The following is a 25,689-nucleotide window of genomic DNA, read 5'->3' on the forward strand; positions in this document are numbered from 1 at the left end:
AGGGCCGGTCACGGCCGATCCGGCGGATCGGGCGGGTCCAGATCTCGAATGGCCAGCGGAGTATCCTCTGTCTTCGCCAAGGTCCAGCCGATCCGGGACTCGACATCGCGAAGCACGCCATGCAGCACGATCTGCCGCGTGGCCCGCGGCAGCAGATGTGCACGGTCAAGATAGACCGAAGGATCGAGCGTCAGCCGTGCCGCCCCCTCGAAGCGGAAGCTCCATCCCTCGCCGCTCGGCAGGGTAAGGTCCACGCCGAGCCCGCCCGCGCCGATCCTCGCGCGCACGTCCGGATGGAGGTGAAAGCGCAATGCATGGGCCACGCCCTGCCCTCCGGCGGCCCTGAGGACCGAATCGAGCCGCTTCTTCTCGGCCGGCGTCAGCGCGGCGAGCGTCTCGGCACCCGAGAGGCTCCGTCCGTCCGGGGCGAGCAGCAGGTCGCGCCGGTGGGTCAACCCGTGGGTCTCGGCCCAGCCCGTGTGCACCAGGCTCAACTGCACGCCCGCCGCCCCACGCTGGCGGTGCGCCGAAACGACGCGGGCGCGTTCGGCCATCTCCTCGCCCGCCCGGCCGAGCCTCGAGGACGAGAAGCCCTCGACGGCCAGCGTGGAATGCGAGGCGGTGGCGCGCCCCGCGCGATGCCACTCGGCGCCCCAGGCGCGACCCGATCCGCAGGAGACGACAATGGCCCGCCGGCCCGAGCTCATCTCGAAGGCGAGGGTCGAGGCATGGGCCTCCGCCCCGAGTGGCGGATCCGCCGCGTCGGCGATGACGCTCGTCCGCCCGGCCGAGAGGCGCAGGAAGCCCATCGCGGCGCCATCGGCGGGCACGGCCTTTACCGCGGCCGTGGCGAGGGCGCGTTCGACACGCTCGGCGACGGTGCGCCCGCCACCGTGAAAGCGGGCGAGACCGCCGTCGCAATGGCGCAGGGCCCGCAGGACGGGCGCGATCCGGCGGATCGCCGCGCGGTGTGGCTCGGCCACCGGCCGTCCCGCGGCGGTCAGCGCCGCCTCGCTCTCGGCGAGGATGGCGAAGAGCTCCGCCAAGCCCTCGGGACTGCGCGAGGCGATGGCGCCATGGGCGTCGACCTGCGCCTCGGCTTCGCGGCCCAGCGCCACGGCGGCAGGCGTCACATGACGTTCCATCCCCTCGAGCGCGAGGGCGGATCGGAGGATCGCCGAAAGCGCCTCGATCCGGGCCGGGCCACGAGCGCCACTCCAGCGCCGTTCGAGGAAGTGGAGGGTCTGCGAGGCTGCCCGCGCCAGCACCGCCTGCTCGCGCTCGCCACCCTCGGTCAGCAGGGCCGCGTGGCTCATCCAGCGCCCCAGCCGGTGAGCCGCCAGCGCAGGTGTCCAGCCGGGGCCCCGGCCGCGCCCGAAAAGGGCGATCCAGCGGAAGGTCCAGTCGCGGGCCAGCCGGCGGGCAGGCCCGTTCCCGAGGCCGGCAAGGTCGTCCAGCCAGTCGAACGCCTGCGCTTCGGCCTGCCGCACGGGATCCGCTCCGGGAAGGTCCCACGGAGGCACTCCCGGCGCCTGCACCAGCTGGCCCTCGACGAGATGGCTTCCGGCGACGAGCCACCGCCCGCGCTCTGGCAGCCCGAGGCACGCGGGTTCGGGCAGGGATGCAAAGCGCCGGGCGCCTCGGCGCAGCAGGGCGCGACGGGCCGCGAACCGGTCGAGCAGCGTGACCTTCGTCTCAGTCATGCCGGCACCGGTTTTCACCTGCGGCAACTCCGGTCATGGCTTGCGCACCCGGGCGATGAAGAAGCCGTCCATGCCGCCCGTATCGGCCCAGAAATCCGGGCGCAGTCGCAGCCCGCCCCGGTCGGTCCACCACCCGTGCTCGACCCCGGCCACCTCCGGCGTCTCGACCGAGAGGCCCGGGTGGCGGTCGAGCAGCGCGGCGAGCTGCGCCTCGCCCTCTTCCTCGAGAAGGGAGCAGGTGCAGAAGACGAGTCGCCCGCCGGGTTTCAGCATGCCCAGCGCCCGGTCGAGCATCGTGGCCTGCAGGGCCGCAAGCTCCGGGATCTCGCTGCCGTCCTTCACGAAGGGCAGATCCGGATGGCGTCGTATCGTGCCGGTCGCCGAGCAGGGCGCATCGAGCAGGATGGCATCGAAGGGCCCGCCCTCCCAGCCAAGGAGGTCGGCCGCCACCACATCGGCCTGAAGTCCCGTTCGCGCGAGATTCTCGCGCAGCCGCCCGAGGCGGGCTTCGGAGAGGTCGAGCGCCGTCACCCTCGTCCCGGCGGCGGCGAGTTGCAGCGTCTTGCCGCCCGGGGCGGCACAGAGATCGGCCACATCCTCGCCGGGCTGCGGATCGAGCAGCCGCACGGCAAGCGCCGCCGCCGCATCCTGCACCCACCAGTCCCCCGCCTCGTAGCCCGGCAGGGCCGAGACCTGCCCCGCATCCTTCAGGCGGAAACTGCCCGTCGGCAGCGGCTCGCCCGGCGCGACAAGGCCCGGTTTGGCCGTCAGGTCCAGCGGTGGCGGCCGGGAGTGCACGGCCTCGATGGCCGCGACCACGCCCCGCCCCCAGCGACGGACCAGCGGCTGACGCAGCCACATCGGCATGAGTTGCGCGGGCAGCCCCTCGAAGGTGGCCGGGGCGAGCTTGCGCAGCACGGCGTTCACGAGCCCCGCCAGATGTTGCGTCCGCCGCCCCCGCCGCGCGAGATCCACGGCGGAGCTCACGACCCCATGCGGGGCTGCGCCCTCTGTTGCCATCTCGACCACCGCGAGGCGGAGGATGTTGCGGACGGTCAGCGGCGGCGCCTTGCGCAGATGCGGCGCGAGGAGCCGGTCCGCCGGGTCGAGGTGGCGCAGCACCGAGAGCGCCAGTCGCTGCGCGCGAGCGCGCTCGGCCGGCGCCGCCGCTGCGGGCAGATCGGCCAGCGCCTGCGCGAACAGCTTCCGGTCGCCCAGCACGGCATCGAGGAGTGCCACCGCCAAAGCCCGCGCCCCATCCGCCATGCCGCCTCCTTGTTCCGTGCTTCCCCGGCGGTATATCATGCGGAAAGGCCTTACAAGGAAAGCGACATGACCGACGAGACCCGCAGGGACCTTCCGCCCGAGGCATTGCGCGCACTGGCCGAGGCCGAGGAGCGTCGGCGTCAGGCGAAGGCGCTGGACCTGCCGAAGGAGATCGGCGGCCGGAACGGGCCCGAGCCGGTGCGCTTCGGCGACTGGGAGAAGAAGGGCATCGCGATCGACTTCTGAGCCGGGCAGGGCTGTGGGCCGTCAACGGCCATCGGTCGCGCGCGGTGCCACGCGCCGGGGCTCTGCCCCGGACCCCGGGATATTTTTGCGAGAATGAAGCGGCGTTGCGGTCCTGCGCAGCAGGCGGGTCGGTGCCGCGTCCGGCTGGCACGGGCGGCTCGCCGGAGCCGTGGCGCCTCGTTGACCGTCAGATCCCCAGCACGTCCGCCATGTCATACTGTCCGGGCTGCTTGTCCTGCCCCCAGAGCGCGGCCTTGAGGGCACCCCGCGCGAAGATCGCGCGATCCGTCGCGACGTGGCGGAGCACAATGCGCTCGCCCTCGCCTGCGAAGATCACGTCATGTTCGCCGACGATGTCGCCGCCACGGATGGCCGAGAAGCCGATGCTTCCCCGAGCCCGCGGTCCGGTGATGCCGTCACGGCCCGACACGCGTTCGTGGTCGAGGTCGATGCCGCGACCGCGCGCGGCGGCCTCGCCCAGCATCAGCGCCGTGCCCGAGGGTGCGTCGACCTTCATGCGGTGATGGGCCTCGACCACCTCGATGTCCCAGTCCGCGTCGAGCGCCTCCGCCACCTTCTGGGTGAGCCGCGTGAGCAGGTTCACGCCAAGGCTCATGTTGCCCGCGCGCACGATCACGGCATGATGCGCCGCCCATTCGAGCTTCTCGAGATGGGCGGGCTCCAGCCCCGTCGTACCGATGACGTGCACAGCGCGGGCCTGGGCGGCGAGTTCGGCAAAATGGATGGTCGCCTCGGGGGCGGTGAAGTCGATCACGGCCTGTGCCTGGGCGAAGGCTTCCAGCGGGTCGTCGGTCACGGTGATCCCCACCGCGGCCCCACCCATGGCCGCACCCGCGTCGCGCCCGATCCAATCGCTGCCCGGACGCTCGACCGCACCCACCAGCCGGGCCTTGTCGGAGGCGAGGACGATCTTCATCAGCATCTGCCCCATCCGGCCCGAGGCTCCGGTGACGACGATACCCGGCAGATCCGACATGACATGCTCCTTCGCTTTTGGAACTTCCTAGCGGCTTCCACGTCGCGGCGCAAAGGGCTGCCGGCCCATAGCGATCCATGGACACACCGGAGAAGATACACCGAGCCGGCGGCGAGCGGACACGCGGGCCGGGCGGACAGCGAACCGAGGCGCCAGACCACCGGATGCCGGACGTTGCGGGCCGGGGCGAAACGGCCTACATGGGCCGCATGGCACACAGATCCAACTCCGGCACCGGCCCCTCGCAACGCCAGCTTCGCGTCGGCGAACTGATCCGGCGCACGCTGTCGGACGTCCTGAACCGGGGCGAGATCCACGACCCCGAGCTCAACCGGATGTCGATCACGGTCGGCGAGGTACGCTGCTCGCCGGACCTCAAGGTCGCGACGGTCCATGTCATGCCGCTGGGCGGCAAGGACGTCGAGGAGGCCATCGCGCTCCTGTCGAAGCACCGGGGCGAACTCCGTCACCATATCACCCGGCAGATGACGCTGAAATACGCGCCCGACCTGCGCTTCCGGCCCGACGAGACCTTCGACCGGCTGGACGAGACGCGCAGGCTGTTCTCGGACGAGACGGTGCAGCGCGACATCCGGGGCAGCGAGGACGGGGATGAGGACTAGGCTCGCCGCCCTGCTGCTCGCGCTCTGGCCTGCGGCCTGCGCGACGGCCGAGCCTGCCTGCCGCGACCTCACCTTCGAAGGCACGCGCTACAGCATCTGCGAAGCGCAGGCCGGCGACGACATCCGGCTGTTCCAGACGGCACCTGACGGCAAACCCTTTGGCAGCTTCGAGCGGATCAACAGCGCGCTCGAGGCAGAGGGACGGCAGCTTGCCTTCGCGATGAACGCCGGCATGTATCACGGCGACCGCCGGCCGGTCGGCCTGATGATCGAGGACGGCATCGAGCGCGCGCCGATCGTCACCTCGGCCGGTCCCGGAAACTTCGGCATGCTCCCCAACGGCGTCTTCTGCGTCGGCGACCGCTTCCGCGTGATCGAATCGCGCGCGTTCGCGGCCGAGCGACCCTCGTGCCGCCACGCAAGCCAGTCCGGCCCGATGCTGGTCATCGGCGGCAAGCTGCACCCGCGGTTCCTCGTCGACAGCGACTCGCGCTACATCCGGAACGGCGTGGGAGTCAGCGCGGATGGCAGCCGCGCGGTCTTCGCGATCTCGAACCGTCCGGTCACCTTCCACGAGTTCGGCCGCCTGTTCCGCGATGCGCTGGACCTGCCCGAGGCGCTCTACTTCGACGGATCGATCTCGCGGCTCTATGACCGCGGCGCGCGCCGGTCCGACTGGGGCACGCCGATGGGTCCCATCGTCGGACTGGTGGAGCCGAGGCCCTGACGACGGGTGCCGTTGACGCGCCGGTCGCGAGCGGCTAGCAGGCGGCCTTCTTTCTGGAGGGACGACCATGGGGCGGACGCGCAAAGGCCGGGCGATTTCGGGCTGGCTGGTGGTGGACAAGCCGGCGGGCATGACATCGACCGCAGTCGTGAACAAGGTCCGCTGGGCGCTCGAGGCGCAGAAGGCGGGCCATGCCGGCACTCTCGATCCCGATGCGACGGGCGTCCTCGCGGTCGCTCTGGGCGAGGCCACGAAGACCGTGCCCTACATCACCGACGCGCTGAAGTGCTACCGCTTCATGGTGCGGCTCGGCATCGCCACCCGGACGGACGATGCGAGCGGCGAAGTGATCGCGACCTCCGAGGCCCGCCCGTCGGATGCGGAGATCGAGGCGGCGCTGACTGCCTTCCGCGGCGAGATCATGCAGGTGCCGCCGCAGTTCTCGGCGGTGAAGGTCGAGGGCGAACGCGCCTACGACCTCGCGCGCGACGGCGAGGTGATGGAGCTGGCTGCGCGGCCGCTCTGGGTCGAGAGCCTCGAGATCATCGCCCGGCCGGACGCGGACCATGTCGAGCTCGAGATGGTCTGCGGCAAGGGCGGCTACGTCCGCTCTATCGCACGCGACCTGGGGCAGGCGCTCGGCTGTCACGGCCATGTCGATTGGCTGCGCCGCACCTGGTCGGGCCCCTTCGAGGCCGAGGACGGGATCTCGGTCGCCAGGATCGACGAACTGGCGAAGAGCGATGCGCTCCTCGCCCATGTCCTGCCACTGGCGAAGGGCCTCGCGGATCTGCCCGAACTCCCCGCCACGCCCGAGGGGGCGGCACGGCTGAAATGCGGCAACCCGGGCATGGTGATCGCCTCGAACGTCGAATTCGGCGAGGAGGCCTGGGCGAGCTTTCAGGGCCAGCCGGTCGCGGTCGGCATCTACAAGGCGGGCGAACTGCATCCGACGCGGGTCTTTAACCTCTGAGGCTCTGCGGCCCAGGTTCGCACCAGCGCTGGACCCCTCCCGCCATTCGCCATCCCCAGCGTCGCAGGTGCGTCCGACCCGGCTGAGGCTGCGGTATCGCCGCATTCCGCGGCCCCCGCCCGTCGCTGAGGGGGGGTGCCGGTCCGCCGAGCGTCCGCGGGTGCGGCTGAGCGGAGCGCGACGCCCCTTCTGCGTATGGGTCGCAGAGTGCCAGTCACCCTCCCGGCCCTTTCCCGCGCAAGCCTCTGGAACAGCAAGAAGACCCGCCTCGCGCCACGGCTCCGGCCGCATCCCGACCCGTGCTGCGGGGTGACAGCGTTCCACGGGCCGCGCATCGTGGGGGACAGTACTCCACGGCTCGCGTGAAAAAGGGGAAACACGCCGCGCGGGAACGGGTTAAGCTCCGGCAAAGGGAACGACAGGAGAAGCATCATGGATGCCCAGAAGATCCGGACGACCGAGGGCCGCGGCAGGCTCTACGACAGCGTGCTCGACACGGTGGGCAATACGCCCGTCATCCGCATCAACAATCTCTCGCCCGAGGGCGTCACGATCTACGTCAAGGCCGAGTTCTTCAACCCGGCCGCCTCGGTAAAGGACCGGCTCGCGCTGAACATCATCGAGGCGGCAGAACGGTCGGGCAAGCTGAAGCCCGGCATGACGGTGGTCGAGGCGACCTCGGGAAACACCGGGATCGGGCTTGCCATGGTCTGCGCGCAGAAAGGCTATCCGCTGGTCATCACCATGTCAGAGGCCTTCTCGGTCGAGAGGCGGCGGCTGATGCGGCTTCTCGGCGCGAAGGTCGTGCTGACCCCGCGCGGCGGCAAGGGCTTCGGCATGTATCGCAAGGCACAGGAGCTGGCCGAGGCGAATGGCTGGTTCCTCGCGAGCCAGTTCGAGACCGACGCCAACGCCGACATCCACGAGGCCACGACCGCGCGCGAGATCGTTGCCGATTTTGCGGGCGAGAAGCTCGACTGGTTCGTGACGGGCTACGGCACCGGCGGCACGGTGACGGGTGTCGCGCGCGTGCTACGCCGCGAGCGGCCGGAGGTGAAGATCGTGCTCTCCGAGCCCGCGAACGCGCAGCTGGTGGCCTCGGGCGTGCCGCAGGAGCGGAATGCCGACGGGACGGCAGCCTCGGGCCATCCCGCCTTCGAGGCGCATCCGATCCAGGGCTGGACGCCGGACTTCATTCCGAAGGTGCTGCAGGAAGGCCTCGACGCGGGCGCCTATGACGAGCTGATCCCCGTCTCGGGCGAGGACGGCATGAAATGGGCGCGTGAACTGGCGGCGAAGGAGGGCATCCTCACCGGTGTCTCGGGAGGATCGACCTTCGCGGTGGCGCGGCAGGTGGCCGAACGGGCGCCGAAGGGGTCGGTGATCCTCGCCATGCTGCCCGACACGGGCGAGCGCTACATGTCGACCCCGCTCTTTCAGGCGATCGGCGAGGACATGAACGAGGAAGAGAAGGCGCTCTCCGCCTCGACGCCGAGCTTCCAGCTCTGAGCCGAGCGGCGGAGGCTTTTACCGGGAAGCAAGCGTGACGGCCAAGGGCGCTTCACGCCGAGAGGCATCCGGTTCCGCCGGGTTTAGCCGCAGAAAGCGCCCGTCCGGCCGCATGATCTGGACGGAGGTGCCGCGCGAGGGGGCATCGACCCCCCTCGCGCGGCCCTGCCGGGGACGACGGAGAGGGCGGCGACCGGACGGCGCCGGCAGGGTCACCGCCCAGTTCCCGCGTCACCCTCGCGACGAATAGGGCGGTCCGCGGGGCAGGCTCCGGATGCTGAACCGTGTAGGGGCACGGGCGATCTTGCCTCTGTGGCCGGCGCTGCCTTAGGTGAGGACCTTGAACCGGAGGCCAGATGATCACCCGCAGCTTCGTGAAGGGCGATGCGCCCTCGACGGCGGTCTATTCGGACTGCGAACGCTACCGCTACCTGCTCACCCGCATCTGGGATCCCGACGGCACCAAGGCCTTGTTCGTCATGCTGAATCCCTCGACCGCCACCGAATACCAGAACGATCCCACCGTGGAACGGTGCGAGCGGCGGGCGCGCACGTTGGGCTTCGGCGCCTTCCGGGTCTGCAACATCTTCGCCTGGCGCGACACCGACCCCAGGAAGATGCGGGCAGCCCCCGACCCGGTGGGAAATCCCGAGAACGACGAGGCGATCGCCCATTCCGCGCCCTGGGCGGACCGGATCGTCTGCGCCTGGGGATCGCATGGCGCCTTCCTCGACCGCGGGCGGCAGGTCGAGCACCTGCTGCGAGCCACAGGGCTGCCGCTCTATCACCTCGGCCTGAATCGGGACGGGCAGCCGAAACACCCGCTCTACATTGGCTACCAGCAGCAGCCGATCCTCTGGGAGGGATAGCCCCCGAGGCCAGCCCGAGGTGCGAGGCTTGGTATCGGGCTCCGCCTCGCGGAGCAGAGGCCGGAGACCGATCCCAAGGGAAACGAGAGGAGCCCGAGGCACCGGGCCGGTTGCCGCCCGAGGCAGGCGCCGGGAGGAAAAGGCGCTTTCCTTTCAGACGTTTTTCCCGTATAGGCGCGCATCCGCCCCAGCCGGGCGGAGGAACAAGGGCCTTGCTGGACGACATCCCGGCTTGCGCCGTCACCTGCAGACATGGAGTAACCGATGTCGATCACCGTCGAAGAAAAAGCCCGCCTCATCAAGGAATATGCCACCAAGGAAGGCGACACCGGCTCGCCGGAAGTCCAGGTGGCCGTCCTCAGCTCGCGCATCGCGACGCTGACCGAGCACTTCAAGGCCCACAAGAAAGACAACCACTCGCGTCGGGGCCTGCTGATGATGGTGGCGCAGCGCCGCAAGCTGCTCGACTATCTCAAGAAGAAGGACGAAGGCCGCTACACCGCGCTGATCGCGCGCCTGGGCCTCCGCCGCTGACCTTGAAGCGCGCCCTGCGGGGCGCGTTTTCCTATTCCCGGCGCGGAGATCCCCTCCGCGAATGACGGCCTCCCCGACGGGCTCCGCGGGACAGGCTTCGGCAAGGAAAGGGGCCACGGGCATACGGCCCGTACGCAACAGGCCGGGCGGAGGGTCCCCCGGTCAGGACAGGATAGAAGATGTTCAACATCACCAAGAAATCGATCGAATGGGGCGGCGAGACGCTGACCCTCGAAACGGGCAAGGTTGCCCGTCAGGCCGACGGATCGGTCATCGCCACCCTGGGCGAGACCTCTGTCATGGCCAACGTGACCTTCGCGAAAACCGCGAAGCCGGGCCAGGACTTCTTCCCGCTCACGGTTCACTACCAGGAACGCTACTATGCCGCGGGCAAGGTGCCCGGTGGCTTCTTCAAGCGCGAGGCGCGCCCCTCCGAGAAGGAGACGCTGACCTCGCGCCTGATCGACCGTCCGATCCGCCCGCTCTTCGTGGACGGGTTCAAGAACGAGGTGCTGGTGATCGCCACCGTCCTCAGCCATGACCTCGTGAACGAACCCGACATCGTCGCGATGATCGCGGCCTCGGCGGCCCTGACGATCTCGGGCGTGCCCTTCATGGGCCCGATCGGCGCGGCGCGCGTCGGCTTCTCGAACGGCGACTACGTGCTGAACCCGTCGGTCGACGACATGCAGAAGCTGCGCGAGAACCCCGAGCAGCGGCTCGACCTCGTCATCGCCGGCACCAAGAACGCTGTCATGATGGTCGAATCGGAAGCCTACGAACTGTCCGAGGCCGAGATGCTGGGCGCCGTGAAGTTCGGCCACGAGGCGATGCAGCCGGTGATCGACATGATCATCGACTTCGCCGAGGAAGCCGCGAAGGAGCCTTTCGACTTCGCGCCTCCGGACTATGCCGCGATCTATGCGAAGGTGAAGTCGCTCGGCGAGACGCAGATGCGCGCCGCCTTCGCGATCCGCGAGAAGCAGGAGCGGGTGAACGCGATCGACGCCGCCCGCGCCGCGATCAAGGCCCAGCTTTCCGAAGAGGAACTGGCTGACGAGAACCTCGGCACCGCGTTCAAGAAGCTGGAAAGCTCGATCCTGCGCGGCGACATCATCAACGGTGGCGCCCGCATCGACGGCCGCGACACCAAGACGGTGCGCCCGATCGTCTGCGAGACCGGCATCCTGCCGCGCACCCACGGCTCGGCGCTGTTCACCCGCGGCGAGACGCAGGGCCTGGTGGTGACCACGCTCGGCACCGGCGAGGACGAACAGATCATCGACGCGCTGCACGGCAACTCGCGGTCGAACTTCCTGCTGCACTACAACTTCCCGCCCTATTCGGTCGGCGAAGTGGGCCGTTTCGGCCCGCCCGGCCGCCGCGAGATCGGCCACGGCAAGCTGGCGTGGCGCGCGCTGCAGGCGGTTCTGCCGGCGGCGACCGACTTCCCCTACACCATCCGCGTGGTGTCCGAGATCACCGAATCGAACGGTTCCTCCTCGATGGCCTCGGTCTGCGGCGGGTCGCTGTCGATGATGGACGCGGGCGTGCCGCTGAAGGCGCCGGTCGCGGGCGTGGCCATGGGCCTTATCCTCGAGGATGACGGCAAGTGGGCGGTGCTGACCGACATCCTCGGCGACGAGGACCACCTCGGCGACATGGACTTCAAGGTCGCAGGCACCGAGAACGGGATCACCTCGCTGCAGATGGACATCAAGGTCGCGGGCATCACGCCCGAGATCATGGAGCAGGCCCTCGCCCAGGCGAAGGACGGCCGGATGCACATCCTCGGCGAGATGGCCAAGTCTCTGACGCAGGCCAATTCCTTCTCGGAATATGCGCCGAAGATCGAGACCCTGACCATTCCGACCGACAAGATCCGCGAAGTGATCGGCTCGGGCGGCAAGGTGATCCGCGAGATCGTGGAAACCTCGGGTGCCAAGGTCGACATCAACGACGACGGCGTGATCAAGATTGCCTCGAACGATCAGGCGGCGATCAAGAAGGCCTACGACATGATCTGGTCGATCGTGGCGGAGCCGGAAGAGGGCCAGATCTACACCGGCAAGGTGGTGAAGCTGGTCGATTTCGGTGCCTTCGTGAACTTCTTCGGCAAGCGCGACGGTCTGGTGCATGTCTCGCAGATCGCCAACAAGCGCCTGACGCATCCCAACGAGGTGCTGAAGGAAGGCCAGGAAGTGAAGGTCAAGCTGCTCGGCTTCGACGAGCGCGGCAAGGTCCGCCTCGGCATGAAGATGGTCGATCAGGAGACCGGCGCCGAGATCGCCCCGGAGAAGAAAGAGAAGGAAGAGGCCGGCGAGGCCTGATCCTTCGGCAGACGAACGGAAGGCCCCGGCTGTTGCCGGGGCCTTCTGCATTCAGAAGTAGGTGACGTTGGACTGGAGCAACTCGCCAAGCTGATCCGACGAGATGCCGAGGAACATGGCGCCGTGGCCATTGCCGAGGTCGAGGAATGAATCATCACCGCAGTCCTCGATGCGCCCGAGAAGCTCTTCGACGGAAGCAAATCCGTCGGATCCGCCGATCCCGTTGATGTTACGCGTGATCATCAGCGTGTCCTCGGCGGTGAAATCCGAGATCATGTCGATCCCGTGCGCGCTGCGCATCTGGAAGATGTCCGCTCCATATCCGCCAATCAGGAAATCATCACCCGCACCGCCGTTCAGCACGTCGCACCCGTCGCCGCCGTCGATCTGATCGCATCCGCGGCCACCGTGCATGGTGTCGTCGCCGGCCTGTCCCCTGATCACGTCATCGCCGCGGCCGAAATCCTCGACCGCCACGACGTAGTCGTTGCCGATCCCGAGATCGATGAGGTCGTCGCCGCCTCCGCCGTCCACCCAGTCATTCCCGTCGCCTGTGAGGATGACATCGTCACCGAACCCCGCGTAGACGATGTCGCGGGCGGCACCGGCATCTATCGCGTCATTCCCATTGCCAGCGAGGATACGGTCGCTCCCCTCCCCGCCGACGAGCCTGTCGTCACCGAGGCCGCCGTCGAGGGTGTCGTCCCCCGCGCCTCCATCGAGCGTGTCCGCGCCCGCGTCGCCGCAGAGGCTGTCGTTCCCCTCGCCGCCGGAAAGGACATCGTTGCCATCCTGTCCGCGGATCGAATCATCGCCGGTTTCGCCCAGCAGCGTGTCGTTGCCGAACGAGCCCTCGAGCGTGTCATTGCCGTCGCCGCCATACATGACATCGCCATGGGCGAGCTTCGAGGCTCGCCAAGCCTCGAAGGACAGGCCGTCACTCGTCAAGTCGGTGGAATAACGAACGTCGAGCAGGTCATCACCCGCGCCGCCCACCAGCAGGTTGGCCCCGGAGCCCCCGTGCAGCGTATCGTTGCCGTCGCCGCCAAGCAGCAGATCGTCATCGTATCCGGAGAACAACGTGTCGCTGCCGCCGGCACCGATCAGGATGTCGGCGTCGTTCCCGCCGTCGAGGTAGTCGTTGCCGTTCCGGCCGACAAGCAGGTCTCGGCCGGCGTTCCCGATCAGGTGGTTGCCTCCGGTCGAGCTGATGAGAAGATCACGATTGCCGGTGCCCTGCACAAGGTAGTTTTCGCTACTGGCGACGATTGCCCCAGTGAAGCGCATCGCGTCAGCAAGGGAAAAACCTGTTCGAGCTGCAAGGTCGGCGAGATCGTCGGCGTATGTCAGGTGCGGGCGTTGCATGAAATCTCCCCGAAGTGGAAGCGCCGCCTCGGCCCGGTGCCGAAGCGCAGCAGCGACAGCAAGCGGTCCAATCCTTTCCAGCCGGTTAAGTCGCAAGTTCGACCTGTGCCGACTTTTCACAAATCCTAATCAACCGAAATGAGGCTTTAACTCTTCGTTAAAGGCCCGCGGGCACATGTTGCACACGCAGAAATTGCATGTTCAACGCGAGGGGTTCCAAATGGCCACGATACCGGGAGGCGCTTTCAGCGACTTCATCTTCGGCACGTCCGGCGCCGACTACATCCAGTCGGGCAACGGGGACGATACCGTCTCGGGCGCGAGCGGCGACGACCTGATCCTCGGGGGTCTCGGGGACGACCTGCTCAACGGCGGAACGGGTGACGATCGGCTCTTCGGCGAAGAGGGCGACGACCAGCTTCTCGGCGGCACCGGAAACGACATCCTCGACGGCGGCACCGGCGACGACACGGTCTCGGGCGGCGCCGGCAACGACCGCCTGTTCGGCGCAGAGGGGTCGGACCTTCTGGCTGGCGGCTCGGGTGACGACACGGTCGAAGGGGGGGCAGGCGACGACGCCCTCCTCGGCGGCACCGGAAACGACATTCTCGACGGCGGCACCGGCGACGACACGATCGCGGGCGACGACGGCGACGACTTCGTCATGGGTGGCGCGGGCGACGACCGGGTCGACGGCGGCAAGGGGAACGACACGCTGCTGGGCGGCGACGGCGACGACCTCATCATGGGCGGCGCGGGCGACGACCAGATCGACGGCGGCGCGGGCGACGACGTGATCTACACCGGCGAAGGGAGCGACCTCGTCACCTTTTCCGGGGGCGGCGACGTGATCATGGACTTCTCCGAGGGCGACATGCTGCAGATCTCGGGCAGCCTTGAGGGAGTGGATCTCTCCTCTGCGGAAGATGTGGCCGGATATGCGATGTCCATGGGGGATGCGGGAACGCTGATCGACTTCGGACAAGGCGACAGCGTGATGCTCCAAGGCGTTTCCTACGACGACATCGCAGCCGATCCGTCGCGCTACTTCTCCATCGTCTGACGTTGACGGGCCGGGCGCTTCCCGCGCCCGGCTCATGCCCTGCCGCAACGGACGCCCGCCATGAACATGAGACCCGATGCCTTCGGCGATATCGGCGCGCTCGCCTGCGACAGCCGGCCGAGCACGCTTGACGAGGTGCGGATCGTACCTCTCACCGGATCGCTTGCTGCGTTGTTCTTCGACCGCCCCCGCCCCGTCACGAAGCGCCCGAGGCTCGCAACGACGATCGACGGAGGGCCGGCGCCCTTGCCGTCGATGTCGACTTCGGTGCCGCTGGAGCAGGGTGGACTTCGCCACATGCTGCTGCTGCAGATCGGCACCCCACAGCTTCTGGCGTCGCGGATCGTCATGACACTCGACGGACGGCCAGAGGCCGAGGCGTCGCCGGACTGGCTGCAGCCACCGCTTCGCTCGCTGCCCGCCCTCTTGGCCGGCCTCGGTCCTGCCGGCAGGGCCCAGGTCCTGAAGACGCTTCTGACCACGGGTGCCTCGCTCTTCGCTGCCTCGGCTGGCGACGGCATGACACTGCTCGCCCGACAGATTCTCGAACTCTGCTCGGTGATGCCTGCCAGCCCCATCGGAGCTGCCGCCTTCGGCACGGGCCATGCGCTCCTGAGCTACGATCTGCCCGCGCCTTCCGCCCCCGATGCGCCGGTGGTGGCCCTGGCCGGCGGCCTGCTTCACCGCCTGACCGATTCCGCCGCCTTCAGCGACGGCAAGCAGCTCCACCTTCACCTCTCCCGGCGTCTCCCTGCCGACAGCGAGCTGGTAATCCTCGGCCCTGAACCGATCCGGCTGGCCCTGCATGAGGAGGCCGCCCAGCCCCTGGCCACCTGGCTCGACGGCCGCTCGGAAGACTTGCGCCAATGGGCGCTCGGGCGGGTGCGGGCTGCCGCGCCCCGGGACGAGATGGCACAGGCGCTGCTGCAGGAAATGCGGACCGCGGACCTGCCGGTTCACCTGCGCACCTTGACCCTTGCCGCCACGTCGGAGGGGCTGCTCCACGCCTGCCGGCTGGAGGATCCTGAGCGGCTGGTTCGCGCAATCCGCATCGACCGGGGCGGGCGGTTCGCCGACATTCTGCCCTCTCCCGACCCGGACGGCACCAGCCTGATGGCCGGACATGTCGCCCTGCCCCCGGCTGATGACGATGAGGGGCCCTGCCGCATCCAGATCGTCCTGGGATCAGGCCGGCTCCGGACGGTTGCCACGCTGACGCCCGCCTGCTGGAGCGGCGACGTGCCTGTCGGCTTCGCCGAGGCATGGAACGACTGGAGGCTGACCCAGAATCCGGCCTTGCCGGATCCGGCGCTCGCAATTGCCCTCGCCCGGCGTTCAATTCCGCCGCAACGCATCCCGGTCCGGGTCCGCTCCTACGGACCAGACCGCCTCGGGCGGATCAGCCTGATATCGCCGGTCGGCCCCTGCCCGGACCTCATCACCGTGCGCGCTGCGGTCATCGCAGGGGAAGAACAGGCGCAGAGCATCGACGTGATCCTGACCGCTCCAGAGGGGCCGCAGGCCGCCCTGGCGCGCGAACGCGCGGCTGCCGCTTCCGAGATATATGCCATCCCGCACCGGATCGTGACCCACCCCGCCTCGGCCAATACGGTCGAGGTGCTGCGCGCCGCAGCAGCGCTGGCAGCGGGACCGGTGTTGATGCTCGGACCGTCCGTGTTGCCGACGACGGAAGGGTGGCTTGAGGAGATGCTCCGCCATTTGTCGACCAGCGGCGCCCTCGTCACGGCTTTGGCACTGCTCGACCGGGAAGGGGCGATCGTCGGCGGCCCTGCTTTCCTCGCGGAAGGGCGGATCGTTCGTCCGATGGAGGGTCTGCCGGCCGCGCGCCTGGCGCCTGTATCCGGCACGCAAGTCGTCTCGGCCGATTGCGCGGTCCTCAGCCGCGCCGGCGTCGAGCGGATGCTCGCCTCGCCGGTTGGGCACTCCGAACCCGCGCTTGCACTGGGAGAGCTCGCGCGTGTGGACCGCACGGCGGGCCGGGCGAGCCCGTTCCTCGCCACGCATCCTTTCCAGCGGTTCGGTGGACCAGCGCCGGCGGAAGGCGTTGCCGAGGCGGCCCTCGTTCACGGTCTACGTCTTCTCGATGCCGACCTTGCGCAGCCGGAGGCAGCATGATGGCGGCGCTTCGCATCCTCCAGATCGTCCACGATCACCCGGACTGGACGCTCGGCGGGACCGAGATCGTCGCGCATGATCTTCATCGCGCACTCGTCCGGCGCGGGATCGCCTCGCACTTTCTCGCCGCGGCGACGTCGCTCCAGCGACCGGACGCGGCCGCAGGCAGCCTCGGCCGACAGGGCGGGGACATGGTGCTTCGGACCGGCAGATACGACCGCTTCATGATGAACCGGCTCGACGGGCTGGGATGGCTCGACTCGCTGCGCCGCCTCATCGCCGATGTGCGGCCCGAGGTCGTTCATCTCCACGGCCTGGACCGGATCGGAGCGGAGATCGTGCCGGCGATCCGCCGCCTTGCGCCTGCGACGCGTATCGTCCTCACGCTGCACGACTACCAGATCATCTGTCCGAACGAGGGCCTTCTTCAGACCCGGCCGGATGGAACACGCTGCCGGGCCGCGCGTCCGGACGCCTGCCGAGCCTGCTTCCCCCAACTTGGAGCGGATCGCCATGCGCTCAGGAAGACCTATCTGGCAACGATCCTGCGCGGAGTGGACCGCTTCCTCGTGCCCAGCCGCTTCCTGCGCGACCGCTTCATCGACTGGGGCCTGCCCGCCGAGAGGCTGCACTTCATACCGAACGCGGTGGCCCCGCTCGCGCTGATCCAGGAAAGGCCAAGAGCGCAGCGCAATCGGTTCGCGTTCTTCGGGTCGATCGCTCCGCACAAGGGGGTGCTGACCCTGCTCGAGGCGGCGGCGCAGCTGAAATCCGGCGGGGCCGACCTCCGCATCGCGTTGCATGGCGGACTCCGCCAACCCGAACCCGCCTTCCGGGCCGCCTTCGAGGCGCACCTCGCGGCAGCGCGACCGCTTGTTCAGCATCCCGGCGCCTATGACCGCACCGCGCTGGCAAGCCGGATGGCGGATACGGACTGGGTCGTGGTGCCATCGCTCTGGTGGGAGAATGCACCGCTCGTCATCCTGGAGGCGCAGGCCGCCGGCCGGCCCGTCATCGCCTCGGGCATCGGCGGCATGGCGGAACTGGTGAAGGACGGCCAGACGGGCCTTCTCGCCCCGCCGGGCGATGCCGCAGCCCTCGCCGAGACGATGGCGGCGGCGGCAAGCGACCCCGGGCTCTGGTCACGCCTTGCGGTCGCGCAGCCGAAGGCCAGCCACGAGGGCTTCGTCGATGCACATCTGGAGACCTACGGATCGCTGTTGGAGAAGAGGTGCGCCGCATGACCCCGGCTGATGGTTCGACCTTCCCGGCGACCGGCCTCGCGCCACCGCCTCCGGCACATATCGAGATCCTGGTCTGCATCGTCCTGCCGGGCGGCAGAAGCCTGTTCGGGCTCAAGGCGCAGACCGATTTCCCCCGGGAAGGCACGGTGCACTGGTCCGCCGGCCATGCCCGCTGGCAGGCGGATTTCTGGCGGCGCGACGCGGGCCTGGCGGGCATCGCGCTTGTGGAGACGGCCCTGTGCGAGCGGGCGACGGTGCGGGATGCGGAAGGGTCTGCCCTCCGGATTGGCGCTCCGGGCAGGATCGAGATCTCACCCGTCGCGCTTGCCAACTTCGCGCGAGAGAGCGGTCTGCCGCCGCGGGCCGTCCTGGATTTCCTGCTCCGCATGCTTGTCGACCGGCCCGATCTCCCGGCTCAGGAAGCCTGCGACCTCCGTGCCTTCACGGCAGGTTTCCTCGACAGCGTCGCCACACCGGACGGTTTTCTGGAGATCCTCGCTCAGCCCGAGACCGACGGGCTCTTCGCGCAGGGGTGGTCGATGAGCCTGCCTGCCGGCCGGTGTCGGATTGCCAAGCTCGACGGAAACCTCGCCTTCTGCGAGGCTGAAGTGACGTGCTTCGCGCGTGATGACATCCTGTCACCGGCGCAGGGGGTCGCGATATTCAGTCGTGACTGGCGCGGGCAGGATCTGGCCGCCGTTCAGGCCCTTGTCTTTGATACGGACGGCCAGCTGCGGCGGCTCGAAGTGGTGCGCGGAGCCATCCAGCACCTGACCGGCGAGGCGGGCTCTGCCCATGTCGCGCAGATGCTTCCGCGCCTGACGGGGCCGGAGACGGCAAGACGCGCGATGCGTCGGATCTGCCGGCCGCGTTACCCGGGTCACGACACCATCGGCGGAACCTCCCTTCCGGTCGCCACCGCCTTTGAAGCGGTTTTTCAGGCACCGGACGGGGGCCTGCTCGCCATCGGCTGGCTGCTCGATCCGCTGGCGCGGGTCGAACGGATCATCCTCAAGAGCGATGCGGGACTATATGCTCCGCTGCAGGATCGGTGGCACGCCGTTCCCCGCCCGGACCTCCACGAGGGTTTCGCGAAGGATCCGCGCTTTTCGCGGCTGCTGGATCCGCGCGACACGATGCATGGCTTCATCGCCTACGCACCCGCGTCGCGCGCCAAGGTGGAAGATGCCGAGGTCTATCTGGAACTGGTGCTCGACGACAATTCCTGCCTCTTCCGGCCCGTGACCATCACGCCTCTGGCGTCGCGCGACAGGTTGCCCGGCATTCTCTCGCCGGTCTCGCCGCAAGACCCCGCCCTCGGCCCGCTGGTGGAACGGGTGCTCGCCCCGTTCCTCGCCGGGCTCCCGGCCGCTCCGCCGCCAGTGCTTGCCCGGCGCACGGCCACCATCGATCTCGGATCCGGGGCACCGTCACGGGACATAGCCGCTGTCATGCCCTTCCGCAGCCTCGCACAGTTGCAGCCGGTCTTCGCGCTCCTCAGCGGCACGCCTGAGGCCGAGACCCTCAGCCTCACGCTGGTCAGCACCCGAAGCGCCGCATGCGGCCTCGTCGACAAGCTGGACGAGGCCTTCCGCTTCTACGGTCTGTCGGGCCGGCTGCTTCTGGTCCCGGACGGTGAGGGCTCACTCGCTCAGATCGAGGGCGGGATCGCCGCAAGCGACGGCTCGCGCCTCCTGCTGTGGGACCCGTCGGTGCTTCCGGCGACGTCCAACTGGCTGGCCCGCCTCGCGCGGGAAGCTCAATGGATGCGGCCCCCGGGCCTGATCTCGCCCCGGCTGGTCTACGAGGACGGGTCCGTCTGCTTCAGCGGCGGGGAAGAGCGGGGCAGCGGGGCCGAGGCCATGTGTCCGCAACTCGGCTATCCGGCAGAGTGGCTGTCGCAGGGTCGCCCCTCGCGCGCGGCATCGGGCGCTCCGGAGATCGCCTTCATCGGTCGGGCCGACCTCGAGGCGGCAGGCGGGTTTTCCGGGCGGCTGTTCGACGACCGTATGGCACATCGCGACCTTGCCGACCGGCTCCATGCGGCAGGCGCGGGCACCTGGTGCTCGGGGTCCGTCACCTTCTGGGCGCTGCAGGAGCCGAGGGGCACGAACGATTTCTTCACCTCCCTGATGGCAAAGGTGGACCGCGCGCTGATGGCCGCGCGCAGCAAGGAAAGGCACAGCCCTTGAAAGCCCTCGTCCTCAGCCACGCCCACCCCGCCTTTTCGATCGGCGGAGCGCAGGTCGCCTCGTACAACCTCTTCACCGGGTTGAAGAACATGGCAGGCTGGGACGCCCATTACATGGCAGGCGTGGGTCCGCCCGTTGCCCGGCACGCGGCGACGCCCCTCATGTCTCTGGGGCAGGCGCCGGACGAGACGCTGTTCTGGACGGACGACTACGACTGGTTCCACCTCGGATCGACCGACCTCGACGGGTTGATGCGCCACTTCGAGCGATTCCTGTCGGACCTGCGCCCGGATGTCGTGAACTTCCACCACATGATGGGCTTCGGCATCCAAGCGATCCGGTCCACGCGCCGCGCGCTTGGCGACGTGCCCATTGTCTTCACGCTGCACGAATATTTGCCGATCTGCGCCCACCACGGGCAGATGATCAAGGCGCGCAGCCACGGCCTTTGCCTCAGGGCTACGGCCTCGGATTGCGGCCTCTGCTTCCCTGAAATCGGTGCCGCGGCCATGAAGCGCCGCGAGCTCTTCATCAAGAGCTTCTTCCGCGACGTCGACGCCTTCGTGAGCCCAAGCCGCTTCCTCCTCGAGCGGTTCGAGGCCTGGGGCCTTCCGCGACAGAAGCTCGTGATGATCGAGAACGGCCTCGACGGTGGCGCCGTTGCCCCGCCGCGAACTGTGGCGGCGGGCGGACGACGCAACCGTTTCGCCTACTTTGGTCAGCTGAACCCGTTCAAGGGCATCAGGGTTCTCGTCGATGCCGTGACGCGGATTCCCGACAAGGTCTGGGGCGACTCGATCCTCTACATCTTCGGAGGCAACCTCGAGCATCAGCCCGAGGAGTTCCAGGCACAGGTCAGGGAACTCTTCCGCCTCGCGGGACGCAGGCTGCGCTTCATGGGCTCCTACAAGAGCGCGGACCTGCCCCATCTGATGCGCGAGGTCGACTGGACGATCGTACCCTCCACCTGGTGGGAGAATGCGCCCGTCGTAATTCAGGAGGCCTTCCATCATGGGCGGCCGATCATCGCGTCGGACATCGGCGGCATGGCCGAGAAAGTGCGCGACGGAATCGACGGGCTTCACTTCCGCGTCTCCAATCCGGAAAGCCTTGCCGAAACGATGGTTCGTGCCCTCTCGGACCCCCTGCTCTGGGAACGCCTGCGGCGCGGGATCGAGAAGCCCACGGATCAGGCGTCGGCCGCCCGCCAGCACGCGGACCTGTTCGGGCAGCTCATCGCGCGACGCGACGCCTTGCGGCTGAACCATGGCTGAGACGGGCCGGGACCCCGGCATCTACCGCGTTGTCCTGCGCGAGATGGCACTCGGTGCAGGCGCAGCGGCATTCGTCGGCTTCTTCGTGAACCTGCTGCATCTGGCCCTGCCACTCTATAACGCGCAGGTCTATGACCGCGTGATCGGCAGCGGCAACCTCGACACGCTGGCCGCACTCACCGTGCTCGTCGTGATCCTGCTCGTCTTCGGCGCGATCCTCGACGTGATGCGATCGCGGATCTTCGCAATTCTTGCGGCGCGACTTGCGGGCCGGCTCGGGCATCCGGTGTTCGAGGCAGCGGTCGAATCCTCGCTTCGTGGCGGTCCTGCATCGGCGGCCGAAGCCATGCGCGATGTATCGGAGCTGCGGGGCTTCGTGTCCGGGGGCGCGATCGGCCTGCCCATGGACCTCACCTTCACGCCCGTCCTGATCGTGATCCTGTTCCTGATGAACCCGCTCTACGGCCTGATCGGCCTCTCCGGTGCCGCCATTCTGGCCGCGACCAGCGTCGCGACGGAGCATCTTGCCCGGCGTCCGGTTGCAACCGCAGGTGCCGTCAACGGACGCATGCAGGCCGAAACCGCCACGGCGTTCCGCGGCGCCGAAGTCATCGCCGCCATGGGCATGCTTCCGGATATCGCCCACCGCTGGCGGCGCTTGCAGGCACGGTCTCTCGACGCCGTCGACCGTGGACAAGGGCGCGCGAAGATCCTTTCCGCCGTGGCCCGGTTCCTGCGCACCATCATCCAGATCGCAGTGATCTGCGGCGGCACGACCCTTGTCGTCGATCAGGCGGCGACGGCCGGCACCATCATCGCCGCCATGGCGATCATGTCCCGTCTTCTCCTGCCCTTCGAGCATCTGATCGAAGGCTGGCGGCAATGGATGGATGCAATTGCCGCCCATGCGCGGCTGCGGATGCTGCTCCAGGACGGCGGCAGCGCCCGCGCCACCCAGCCCGCACCAATAGCGAACGCAGTCCTGGTGGCCGACAGGATCACCTACGTGCCACCCGGCCAGGATGTTCCGCTGCTGCGAAACGTCTCGTTCCGGATCGAAGCGGGCGAGTTGCTGGGAGTCGTCGGTCCCTCCGGCGCGGGAAAGTCGACTCTCGCCCGGCTGGCCGTCGGGCTTTGGGCTCCGACCGCAGGAGGCCTCTACATCGACGGCCAGAGTACCTTTCTTCACGAGAGGACGAGCTTCGGCGCCGCGGTCGGCTACGTTCCGCAGGAACCGCTGCTGCTCGACGGCACCATCTGCGACAACATCGCCAGGTTCCGGGATGCGCCGATGGAACAGGTGATTGCGGCGGCGCGCCAGGCGGGGGTTCACGAGCTGATCGGCCGGCTCCCGCAGGGCTATGGCACGAGGCTCTCCGACGCCGGTTCCCGGCTGAGCGGAGGGCAGCGACAGCGCATCGCCCTCGCTCGCGCCATATTTGGCGATCCTCTGCTTCTGGTCCTGGACGAGCCGAACTCGAACCTCGACGCAGAGGGCGAAGCGGCTCTGGTTTCGGCCGTCCAGCAGGCGCGCCAGCGAGGCGCAGCGGTCCTCATGGTCGCACAGCGGATGTCGATCCTGTCGAAGGCCGATCGGCTTCTCGTTCTTCGCGACGGCGCGGTCGCGCACTACGGCCCCCGCTCCGAAGTGCTGGCTGCCATCGGACCGCAACGCAAGTCGCAACCGCCGGGCCCGGTCTACGCCCTCGCGGGCGAGGTGCGGCCATGAGCGCTGATGCGGCATGGAACGACAGCGCAGCGGCCAGTTACCGGCCGGTCTTCAGGGCGGCGGTGCTCCTCATCCTCGCCCTGACCATCACGCTCGGCAGTTGGGGCATCTACGCGCGCCTCGATGGCGCCGTCATCACACAGGGAACCATACTGGCAGAGAGCCGGAAGAAGACCGTGGAGAATCTGGAGGGCGGAATTCTGGAACGTCTTCTCGTCCTGCCGGGCGATCGCGTGGTTGCCGGTCAACCTGTGGCACAACTCGCCACCCTTCAGGATCGCGAGCGACTCGCACAGCTCGAGGCCGAACGCGTGGCACTGCGCTTCGACATCTGGCGTCTTGAAGCCGAATCGCTCGGCGCCGATCGCCTGGATCCCGCCAAGGCACCCGCCGCCGACCCATCCAGGATCGAGGCGCAGATCCGCCTCTTCGACAGTCGCCTTAATGCTCACCGCGATCGACTGCGATCGCTCGAGCAGGAGATCACTCTGCTGACGGCTCAGGCGGCCGCCAGCCAAGCACAGGCGCGGGCCGCGGCGCTCCAGATCGAGAGCTGGCGACAAGAGCGCGCCGATCTCGCGACACTTGTCGACCGAGGCGCGAGCCCGCGCCAGAAGCTCGTCGAACTCTACCGCAACATCACCGTGCTGACCGGGACGCGGGAACAGCAGCTCGCACTGGCGACCGCTGCTCGCGCGGATGCCAACCGCGCGCGTGTGGAAATTTCCATGGCCGACCAGCTCCGTTTGGCCGAAGCGGCAGAGAAGCTGGCCGCGGCTGGACGTGTCCTGCCCGGTCTCGAGGCGCAGATTCGCGCAACGCAGGACATCCTGGAACGCCGAACGCTGCGCGCACCGCAAGATGGGCTGGTCGTCGAGATTCCGACCGTCACGCCCGGCGCCGTGATCGGATCGGGCACACCGGTGATGGAGATCGTCCCGGACATGGACCATCTGGTGATCCAGATGCGCCTGCCGCCAGACGCGATTGACAGCGTTCGACAGGGCGGACCGGCACGCGTCCGACTGACGGCATACCGCCGCGCCATCGCGCCTGTGGTCCTTGGCACAGTCATCTTCGTCTCCCCCGATCTCATCGAGGATCCACGAGATGCCACGACCTATTTCGAGGCGCAGGTAGCGCTCGATCCGGAGTCACTGGAGGAACAGCCGTCGTGGGTGCGGCTGGGCGCCGGCATGCCCGTGGAGGTGTCCATCAGCACAGGTGAGCGGCGGGCCGGCGACTATCTGCTGGAGCCCATCCTGCGCCACCTGCGCGGTGCCATGCACGACCAGTGAGAGCTTCACCATCCATTCAGAGTTGCCCCCTAGACTAAGCGTGTCGCGGCCGAGTGAGAGGAGTATCGATGGGACAGATCCAACTCGACCTGAAGAACCAGGACTTTTCGAGACTTGCCGAGGCAGGCCTTCGCCTGCCCGGGCTGCGCGAGGTCAAGAGCCTGACGCAAAGTTCGCGAATTGAAGCACCCACGACGATCATTGCGACCGTCACGACAGGGGCGGAGATTCACGTCGGCGCCTTCTGCAGCCTCTCCGGCGGAACGCTCAACAACGTTCGGATCGGCCGGTACACCTCAATTGCGGCAGGCACCGTCATCGGTGTGCATGAACATCCTACCGATTGGCTCACGACTTCGCGGACGTCCTACTGGCCCCAGGTTTATGGCTGGGACGAACTGGTGGCACCGGACCGGGCAGCGGAAATCCGTGCAGGCAAAAGAGCGTTCACGAAGAGCTGTCCGATCACCGAGATCGGCAACGATGTCTGGATCGGTCAGGGCTGCTTCATCAAGTCAGGCGTGAAAATCGGGCATGGCGCAATCATCGGCGCCCGAGCATTGGTGACGAAGGATGTGCCTCCCTACGCCGTGGTTCTGGGGGCACCGGGCCGGGTGGTTCGCACACGGGTACCGGAAGCTCTCATTGACAGGCTTCTTGCCTCCGAATGGTGGCGTTATTCGATCTACGATCTCTTCGCCGCGCCATTCGACGACATCGCGCGCGCACTCGATGTGATCGAGGATCGTATTGCCGAGGGCGCAATCAAACCCTATGCCGCTCCGGTCATCACGGCTTCAGACCTGACCGAACCGCAACTGCTTGCCGCGCGTCTTGCGGCGAACTTTTCGCGTCCACTTGCGAAGGCAAGCTGAGTGATGGCTCGACACGAGAATCATTTGGTCGAGGCGCCGTCGATCGGTCTCGGGACGCAAGAGCAAGCATCGGGACCGCCGCTATATGGCGTGGTCGATGTGCTGCGGTCGGACCGGATAGCGGGATGGGTCATTGATCGCCGGGATCCAGAAGCCCAAGCATCTGTCGAGATACGCATTGAAGGCAGGCTCTATGCCAAAGTCAGTGCAGATCGAAAGCGCCGAGACTTGCAGGCCTCGGGCTTAGGTACAGGGTGCTATGGCTTCTCGGCGCCTCTCGATCCGCCAATTGAAGAGGGAATGGAGTTTACGGTCTCTGCACGGGCGGTTGGCTCTGACGGAGCGTATTCGGTCCTGCGCCCGATTCGTCGTTTGGGGCCTACAAGCAGCGAGCAACGGGCCCTTGCTCGCATCCTCGAAGAGACAGCAGGCTGTCATGACGCCCTTCAAACGCAAGCGGAAAACTCGGATCTCATCAAGTCCGCGCTTTACCATCTCGAATTGCTGCAGGCTCGGCTGGACAGCATGTACCCGAGCGTAAGCGATCCTGCTCCTCGCCACCCTTCGTTCTCGTCGCTCGTCGGACTCCTGACTGGCGTAGCACTGACATCAGCGATTTTGGCCGTGCTATCCCTCTGACAAGTCGGTTCTGCAGTTACGCTGAACTGGCCACCATTTCGACCGGACACTTGCGCATAGCCACGGAGGCTCAGGGATATGCCCGAACATGTGCTTG

At 68.0% G+C, this 25,689-nt stretch carries 21 protein-coding genes and 1 pseudogene; 17 read left to right on the forward strand and 5 right to left on the reverse strand.

Features of this window, described 5'->3' with window-relative positions:
• Nucleotides 1-8: 8 nt before the first annotated feature.
• Entirely contained in the window at nucleotides 9-1,703 is a 1,695-nt protein-coding gene (locus tag ACTVZP_RS14105) for a heparinase II/III family protein (protein ID WP_443212786.1), read from the reverse strand.
• A 33-nt stretch (nucleotides 1,704-1,736) separates the two neighbouring features.
• Complete coding sequence (locus ACTVZP_RS14110; RefSeq protein ID WP_443212787.1) at nucleotides 1,737-2,969, reverse strand: RsmB/NOP family class I SAM-dependent RNA methyltransferase; 1,233 nt, start codon at nucleotides 2,967-2,969, stop codon at nucleotides 1,737-1,739.
• 66 nt (nucleotides 2,970-3,035) lie between these two features.
• On the opposite strand from ACTVZP_RS14110, the gene ACTVZP_RS14115 reads away from it, so the two are divergent.
• On the forward strand, nucleotides 3,036-3,215 hold the full coding sequence (locus ACTVZP_RS14115; RefSeq protein ID WP_443212788.1) for a DUF1674 domain-containing protein: 180 nt from the start codon (nucleotides 3,036-3,038) through the stop codon (nucleotides 3,213-3,215).
• Between the two features lie 187 nt (nucleotides 3,216-3,402).
• Here the strand turns inward: ACTVZP_RS14115 and dapB are convergent, their stop codons facing one another.
• Nucleotides 3,403-4,212, reverse strand: coding sequence for a 4-hydroxy-tetrahydrodipicolinate reductase (dapB, locus tag ACTVZP_RS14120; RefSeq protein ID WP_443212789.1), 810 nt, complete (start codon nucleotides 4,210-4,212; stop codon nucleotides 3,403-3,405).
• A gap of 209 nt (nucleotides 4,213-4,421) precedes the next feature.
• Between dapB and rbfA the strand changes: the two genes are divergently transcribed.
• The 7 genes from rbfA (at nucleotide 4,422) to pnp (ending at nucleotide 11,777) form a co-directional block, all read left to right on the forward strand.
• Nucleotides 4,422-4,835: a 30S ribosome-binding factor RbfA gene (gene rbfA, locus ACTVZP_RS14125; RefSeq protein ID WP_443212790.1), complete on the forward strand. Its 414-nt coding sequence runs from the start codon at nucleotides 4,422-4,424 to the stop codon at nucleotides 4,833-4,835.
• Nucleotides 4,825-5,562: a phosphodiester glycosidase family protein gene (locus ACTVZP_RS14130; protein WP_443212791.1), complete on the forward strand. Its 738-nt coding sequence runs from the start codon at nucleotides 4,825-4,827 to the stop codon at nucleotides 5,560-5,562. Before rbfA ends, ACTVZP_RS14130 begins: the two co-directional genes overlap by 11 nt.
• A 67-nt stretch (nucleotides 5,563-5,629) precedes the next feature.
• Complete coding sequence (truB, locus tag ACTVZP_RS14135) at nucleotides 5,630-6,535, forward strand: tRNA pseudouridine(55) synthase TruB (RefSeq protein WP_443212792.1); 906 nt, start codon at nucleotides 5,630-5,632, stop codon at nucleotides 6,533-6,535.
• A 432-nt stretch (nucleotides 6,536-6,967) separates the two neighbouring features.
• Nucleotides 6,968-8,044 carry a cysteine synthase A gene (cysK, locus tag ACTVZP_RS14140; RefSeq protein ID WP_443212793.1) on the forward strand — a complete coding sequence of 359 codons (1,077 nt, stop codon included), beginning with the start codon at nucleotides 6,968-6,970 and terminating at the stop codon, nucleotides 8,042-8,044.
• 356 nt (nucleotides 8,045-8,400) lie between these two features.
• Nucleotides 8,401-8,913: a DUF1643 domain-containing protein gene (locus ACTVZP_RS14145; protein ID WP_443212794.1), complete on the forward strand. Its 513-nt coding sequence runs from the start codon at nucleotides 8,401-8,403 to the stop codon at nucleotides 8,911-8,913.
• Nucleotides 8,914-9,177: 264 nt separating this feature from the next.
• On the forward strand, nucleotides 9,178-9,447 hold the full coding sequence (rpsO, locus tag ACTVZP_RS14150) for a 30S ribosomal protein S15 (RefSeq protein WP_002721510.1): 270 nt from the start codon (nucleotides 9,178-9,180) through the stop codon (nucleotides 9,445-9,447).
• Between the two features lie 179 nt (nucleotides 9,448-9,626).
• Nucleotides 9,627-11,777 carry a polyribonucleotide nucleotidyltransferase gene (pnp, locus tag ACTVZP_RS14155; RefSeq protein ID WP_443212795.1) on the forward strand — a complete coding sequence of 717 codons (2,151 nt, stop codon included), beginning with the start codon at nucleotides 9,627-9,629 and terminating at the stop codon, nucleotides 11,775-11,777.
• A gap of 51 nt (nucleotides 11,778-11,828) precedes the next feature.
• Here pnp and ACTVZP_RS14160 read toward each other — a convergent pair whose 3' ends face one another.
• Both ACTVZP_RS14160 and ACTVZP_RS14165 read right to left on the reverse strand, forming a co-directional pair.
• Nucleotides 11,829-12,857, reverse strand: coding sequence for a calcium-binding protein (locus tag ACTVZP_RS14160; protein WP_443212811.1), 1,029 nt, complete (start codon nucleotides 12,855-12,857; stop codon nucleotides 11,829-11,831).
• A 48-nt stretch (nucleotides 12,858-12,905) separates the two neighbouring features.
• A pseudogene (locus ACTVZP_RS14165) lies at nucleotides 12,906-13,142 on the reverse strand (hypothetical protein); the annotation flags it as partial.
• A 220-nt stretch (nucleotides 13,143-13,362) separates the two neighbouring features.
• On the opposite strand from ACTVZP_RS14165, the gene ACTVZP_RS14170 reads away from it, so the two are divergent.
• From ACTVZP_RS14170 to ACTVZP_RS14210, 9 genes are all read left to right on the forward strand, one after another.
• A complete protein-coding gene (locus tag ACTVZP_RS14170) occupies nucleotides 13,363-14,205 on the forward strand; it encodes a calcium-binding protein (protein ID WP_443212796.1) in 843 nt (280 codons plus the stop codon).
• Nucleotides 14,206-14,265: 60 nt separating this feature from the next.
• On the forward strand, nucleotides 14,266-16,341 hold the full coding sequence (locus ACTVZP_RS14175; protein WP_443212797.1) for a hypothetical protein: 2,076 nt from the start codon (nucleotides 14,266-14,268) through the stop codon (nucleotides 16,339-16,341).
• The gene (locus ACTVZP_RS14180) at nucleotides 16,341-17,585 is read left to right on the forward strand and encodes a glycosyltransferase family 4 protein (protein ID WP_443212798.1); all 1,245 of its coding nucleotides are present in this window, start codon (nucleotides 16,341-16,343) and stop codon (nucleotides 17,583-17,585) included. Before ACTVZP_RS14175 ends, ACTVZP_RS14180 begins: the two co-directional genes overlap by 1 nt.
• Nucleotides 17,582-19,777, forward strand: a complete 2,196-nt coding sequence (locus tag ACTVZP_RS14185) for a hypothetical protein (RefSeq protein ID WP_443212799.1) — start codon at nucleotides 17,582-17,584, stop codon at nucleotides 19,775-19,777. Before ACTVZP_RS14180 ends, ACTVZP_RS14185 begins: the two co-directional genes overlap by 4 nt.
• Nucleotides 19,774-21,051, forward strand: a complete 1,278-nt coding sequence (locus tag ACTVZP_RS14190) for a glycosyltransferase family 4 protein (protein WP_443212800.1) — start codon at nucleotides 19,774-19,776, stop codon at nucleotides 21,049-21,051. The genes ACTVZP_RS14185 and ACTVZP_RS14190 overlap by 4 nt, the downstream gene beginning before the upstream one ends.
• A complete protein-coding gene (locus ACTVZP_RS14195) occupies nucleotides 21,044-22,780 on the forward strand; it encodes a type I secretion system permease/ATPase (RefSeq protein WP_443212801.1) in 1,737 nt (578 codons plus the stop codon). The genes ACTVZP_RS14190 and ACTVZP_RS14195 overlap by 8 nt, the downstream gene beginning before the upstream one ends.
• A complete protein-coding gene (locus ACTVZP_RS14200) occupies nucleotides 22,777-24,078 on the forward strand; it encodes an HlyD family type I secretion periplasmic adaptor subunit (RefSeq protein ID WP_443212802.1) in 1,302 nt (433 codons plus the stop codon). Before ACTVZP_RS14195 ends, ACTVZP_RS14200 begins: the two co-directional genes overlap by 4 nt.
• A 68-nt stretch (nucleotides 24,079-24,146) precedes the next feature.
• Nucleotides 24,147-24,953 carry a CatB-related O-acetyltransferase gene (locus ACTVZP_RS14205; protein ID WP_443212803.1) on the forward strand — a complete coding sequence of 269 codons (807 nt, stop codon included), beginning with the start codon at nucleotides 24,147-24,149 and terminating at the stop codon, nucleotides 24,951-24,953.
• Between the two features lie 3 nt (nucleotides 24,954-24,956).
• Nucleotides 24,957-25,592: a hypothetical protein gene (locus ACTVZP_RS14210; protein ID WP_443212804.1), complete on the forward strand. Its 636-nt coding sequence runs from the start codon at nucleotides 24,957-24,959 to the stop codon at nucleotides 25,590-25,592.
• The last annotated feature ends 97 nt before the right edge of the window (nucleotides 25,593-25,689 follow it).

Source organism: Rhodobacter sp. NSM (genome assembly GCF_052244495.1).
Taxonomy (GTDB): domain Bacteria; phylum Pseudomonadota; class Alphaproteobacteria; order Rhodobacterales; family Rhodobacteraceae; genus Cereibacter_A.

Coding starts and splice junctions, on each gene's coding strand:
- ACTVZP_RS14105 (WP_443212786.1), bottom strand. CDS start 1,703: ATGACTGAGACGAAGGTCACGCTGCTCGACCGGTTCGCGGCCCGTCGC.
- ACTVZP_RS14110 (WP_443212787.1), bottom strand. CDS start 2,969: ATGGCGGATGGGGCGCGGGCTTTGGCGGTGGCACTCCTCGATGCCGTG.
- ACTVZP_RS14115 (WP_443212788.1), top strand. CDS start 3,036: ATGACCGACGAGACCCGCAGGGACCTTCCGCCCGAGGCATTGCGCGCA.
- dapB (WP_443212789.1), bottom strand. CDS start 4,212: ATGTCGGATCTGCCGGGTATCGTCGTCACCGGAGCCTCGGGCCGGATG.
- rbfA (WP_443212790.1), top strand. CDS start 4,422: ATGGCACACAGATCCAACTCCGGCACCGGCCCCTCGCAACGCCAGCTT.
- ACTVZP_RS14130 (WP_443212791.1), top strand. CDS start 4,825: ATGAGGACTAGGCTCGCCGCCCTGCTGCTCGCGCTCTGGCCTGCGGCC.
- truB (WP_443212792.1), top strand. CDS start 5,630: ATGGGGCGGACGCGCAAAGGCCGGGCGATTTCGGGCTGGCTGGTGGTG.
- cysK (WP_443212793.1), top strand. CDS start 6,968: ATGGATGCCCAGAAGATCCGGACGACCGAGGGCCGCGGCAGGCTCTAC.
- ACTVZP_RS14145 (WP_443212794.1), top strand. CDS start 8,401: ATGATCACCCGCAGCTTCGTGAAGGGCGATGCGCCCTCGACGGCGGTC.
- rpsO (WP_002721510.1), top strand. CDS start 9,178: ATGTCGATCACCGTCGAAGAAAAAGCCCGCCTCATCAAGGAATATGCC.
- pnp (WP_443212795.1), top strand. CDS start 9,627: ATGTTCAACATCACCAAGAAATCGATCGAATGGGGCGGCGAGACGCTG.
- ACTVZP_RS14170 (WP_443212796.1), top strand. CDS start 13,363: ATGGCCACGATACCGGGAGGCGCTTTCAGCGACTTCATCTTCGGCACG.
- ACTVZP_RS14175 (WP_443212797.1), top strand. CDS start 14,266: ATGAACATGAGACCCGATGCCTTCGGCGATATCGGCGCGCTCGCCTGC.
- ACTVZP_RS14180 (WP_443212798.1), top strand. CDS start 16,341: ATGGCGGCGCTTCGCATCCTCCAGATCGTCCACGATCACCCGGACTGG.
- ACTVZP_RS14185 (WP_443212799.1), top strand. CDS start 17,582: ATGACCCCGGCTGATGGTTCGACCTTCCCGGCGACCGGCCTCGCGCCA.
- ACTVZP_RS14195 (WP_443212801.1), top strand. CDS start 21,044: ATGGCTGAGACGGGCCGGGACCCCGGCATCTACCGCGTTGTCCTGCGC.
- ACTVZP_RS14200 (WP_443212802.1), top strand. CDS start 22,777: ATGAGCGCTGATGCGGCATGGAACGACAGCGCAGCGGCCAGTTACCGG.
- ACTVZP_RS14205 (WP_443212803.1), top strand. CDS start 24,147: ATGGGACAGATCCAACTCGACCTGAAGAACCAGGACTTTTCGAGACTT.
- ACTVZP_RS14210 (WP_443212804.1), top strand. CDS start 24,957: ATGGCTCGACACGAGAATCATTTGGTCGAGGCGCCGTCGATCGGTCTC.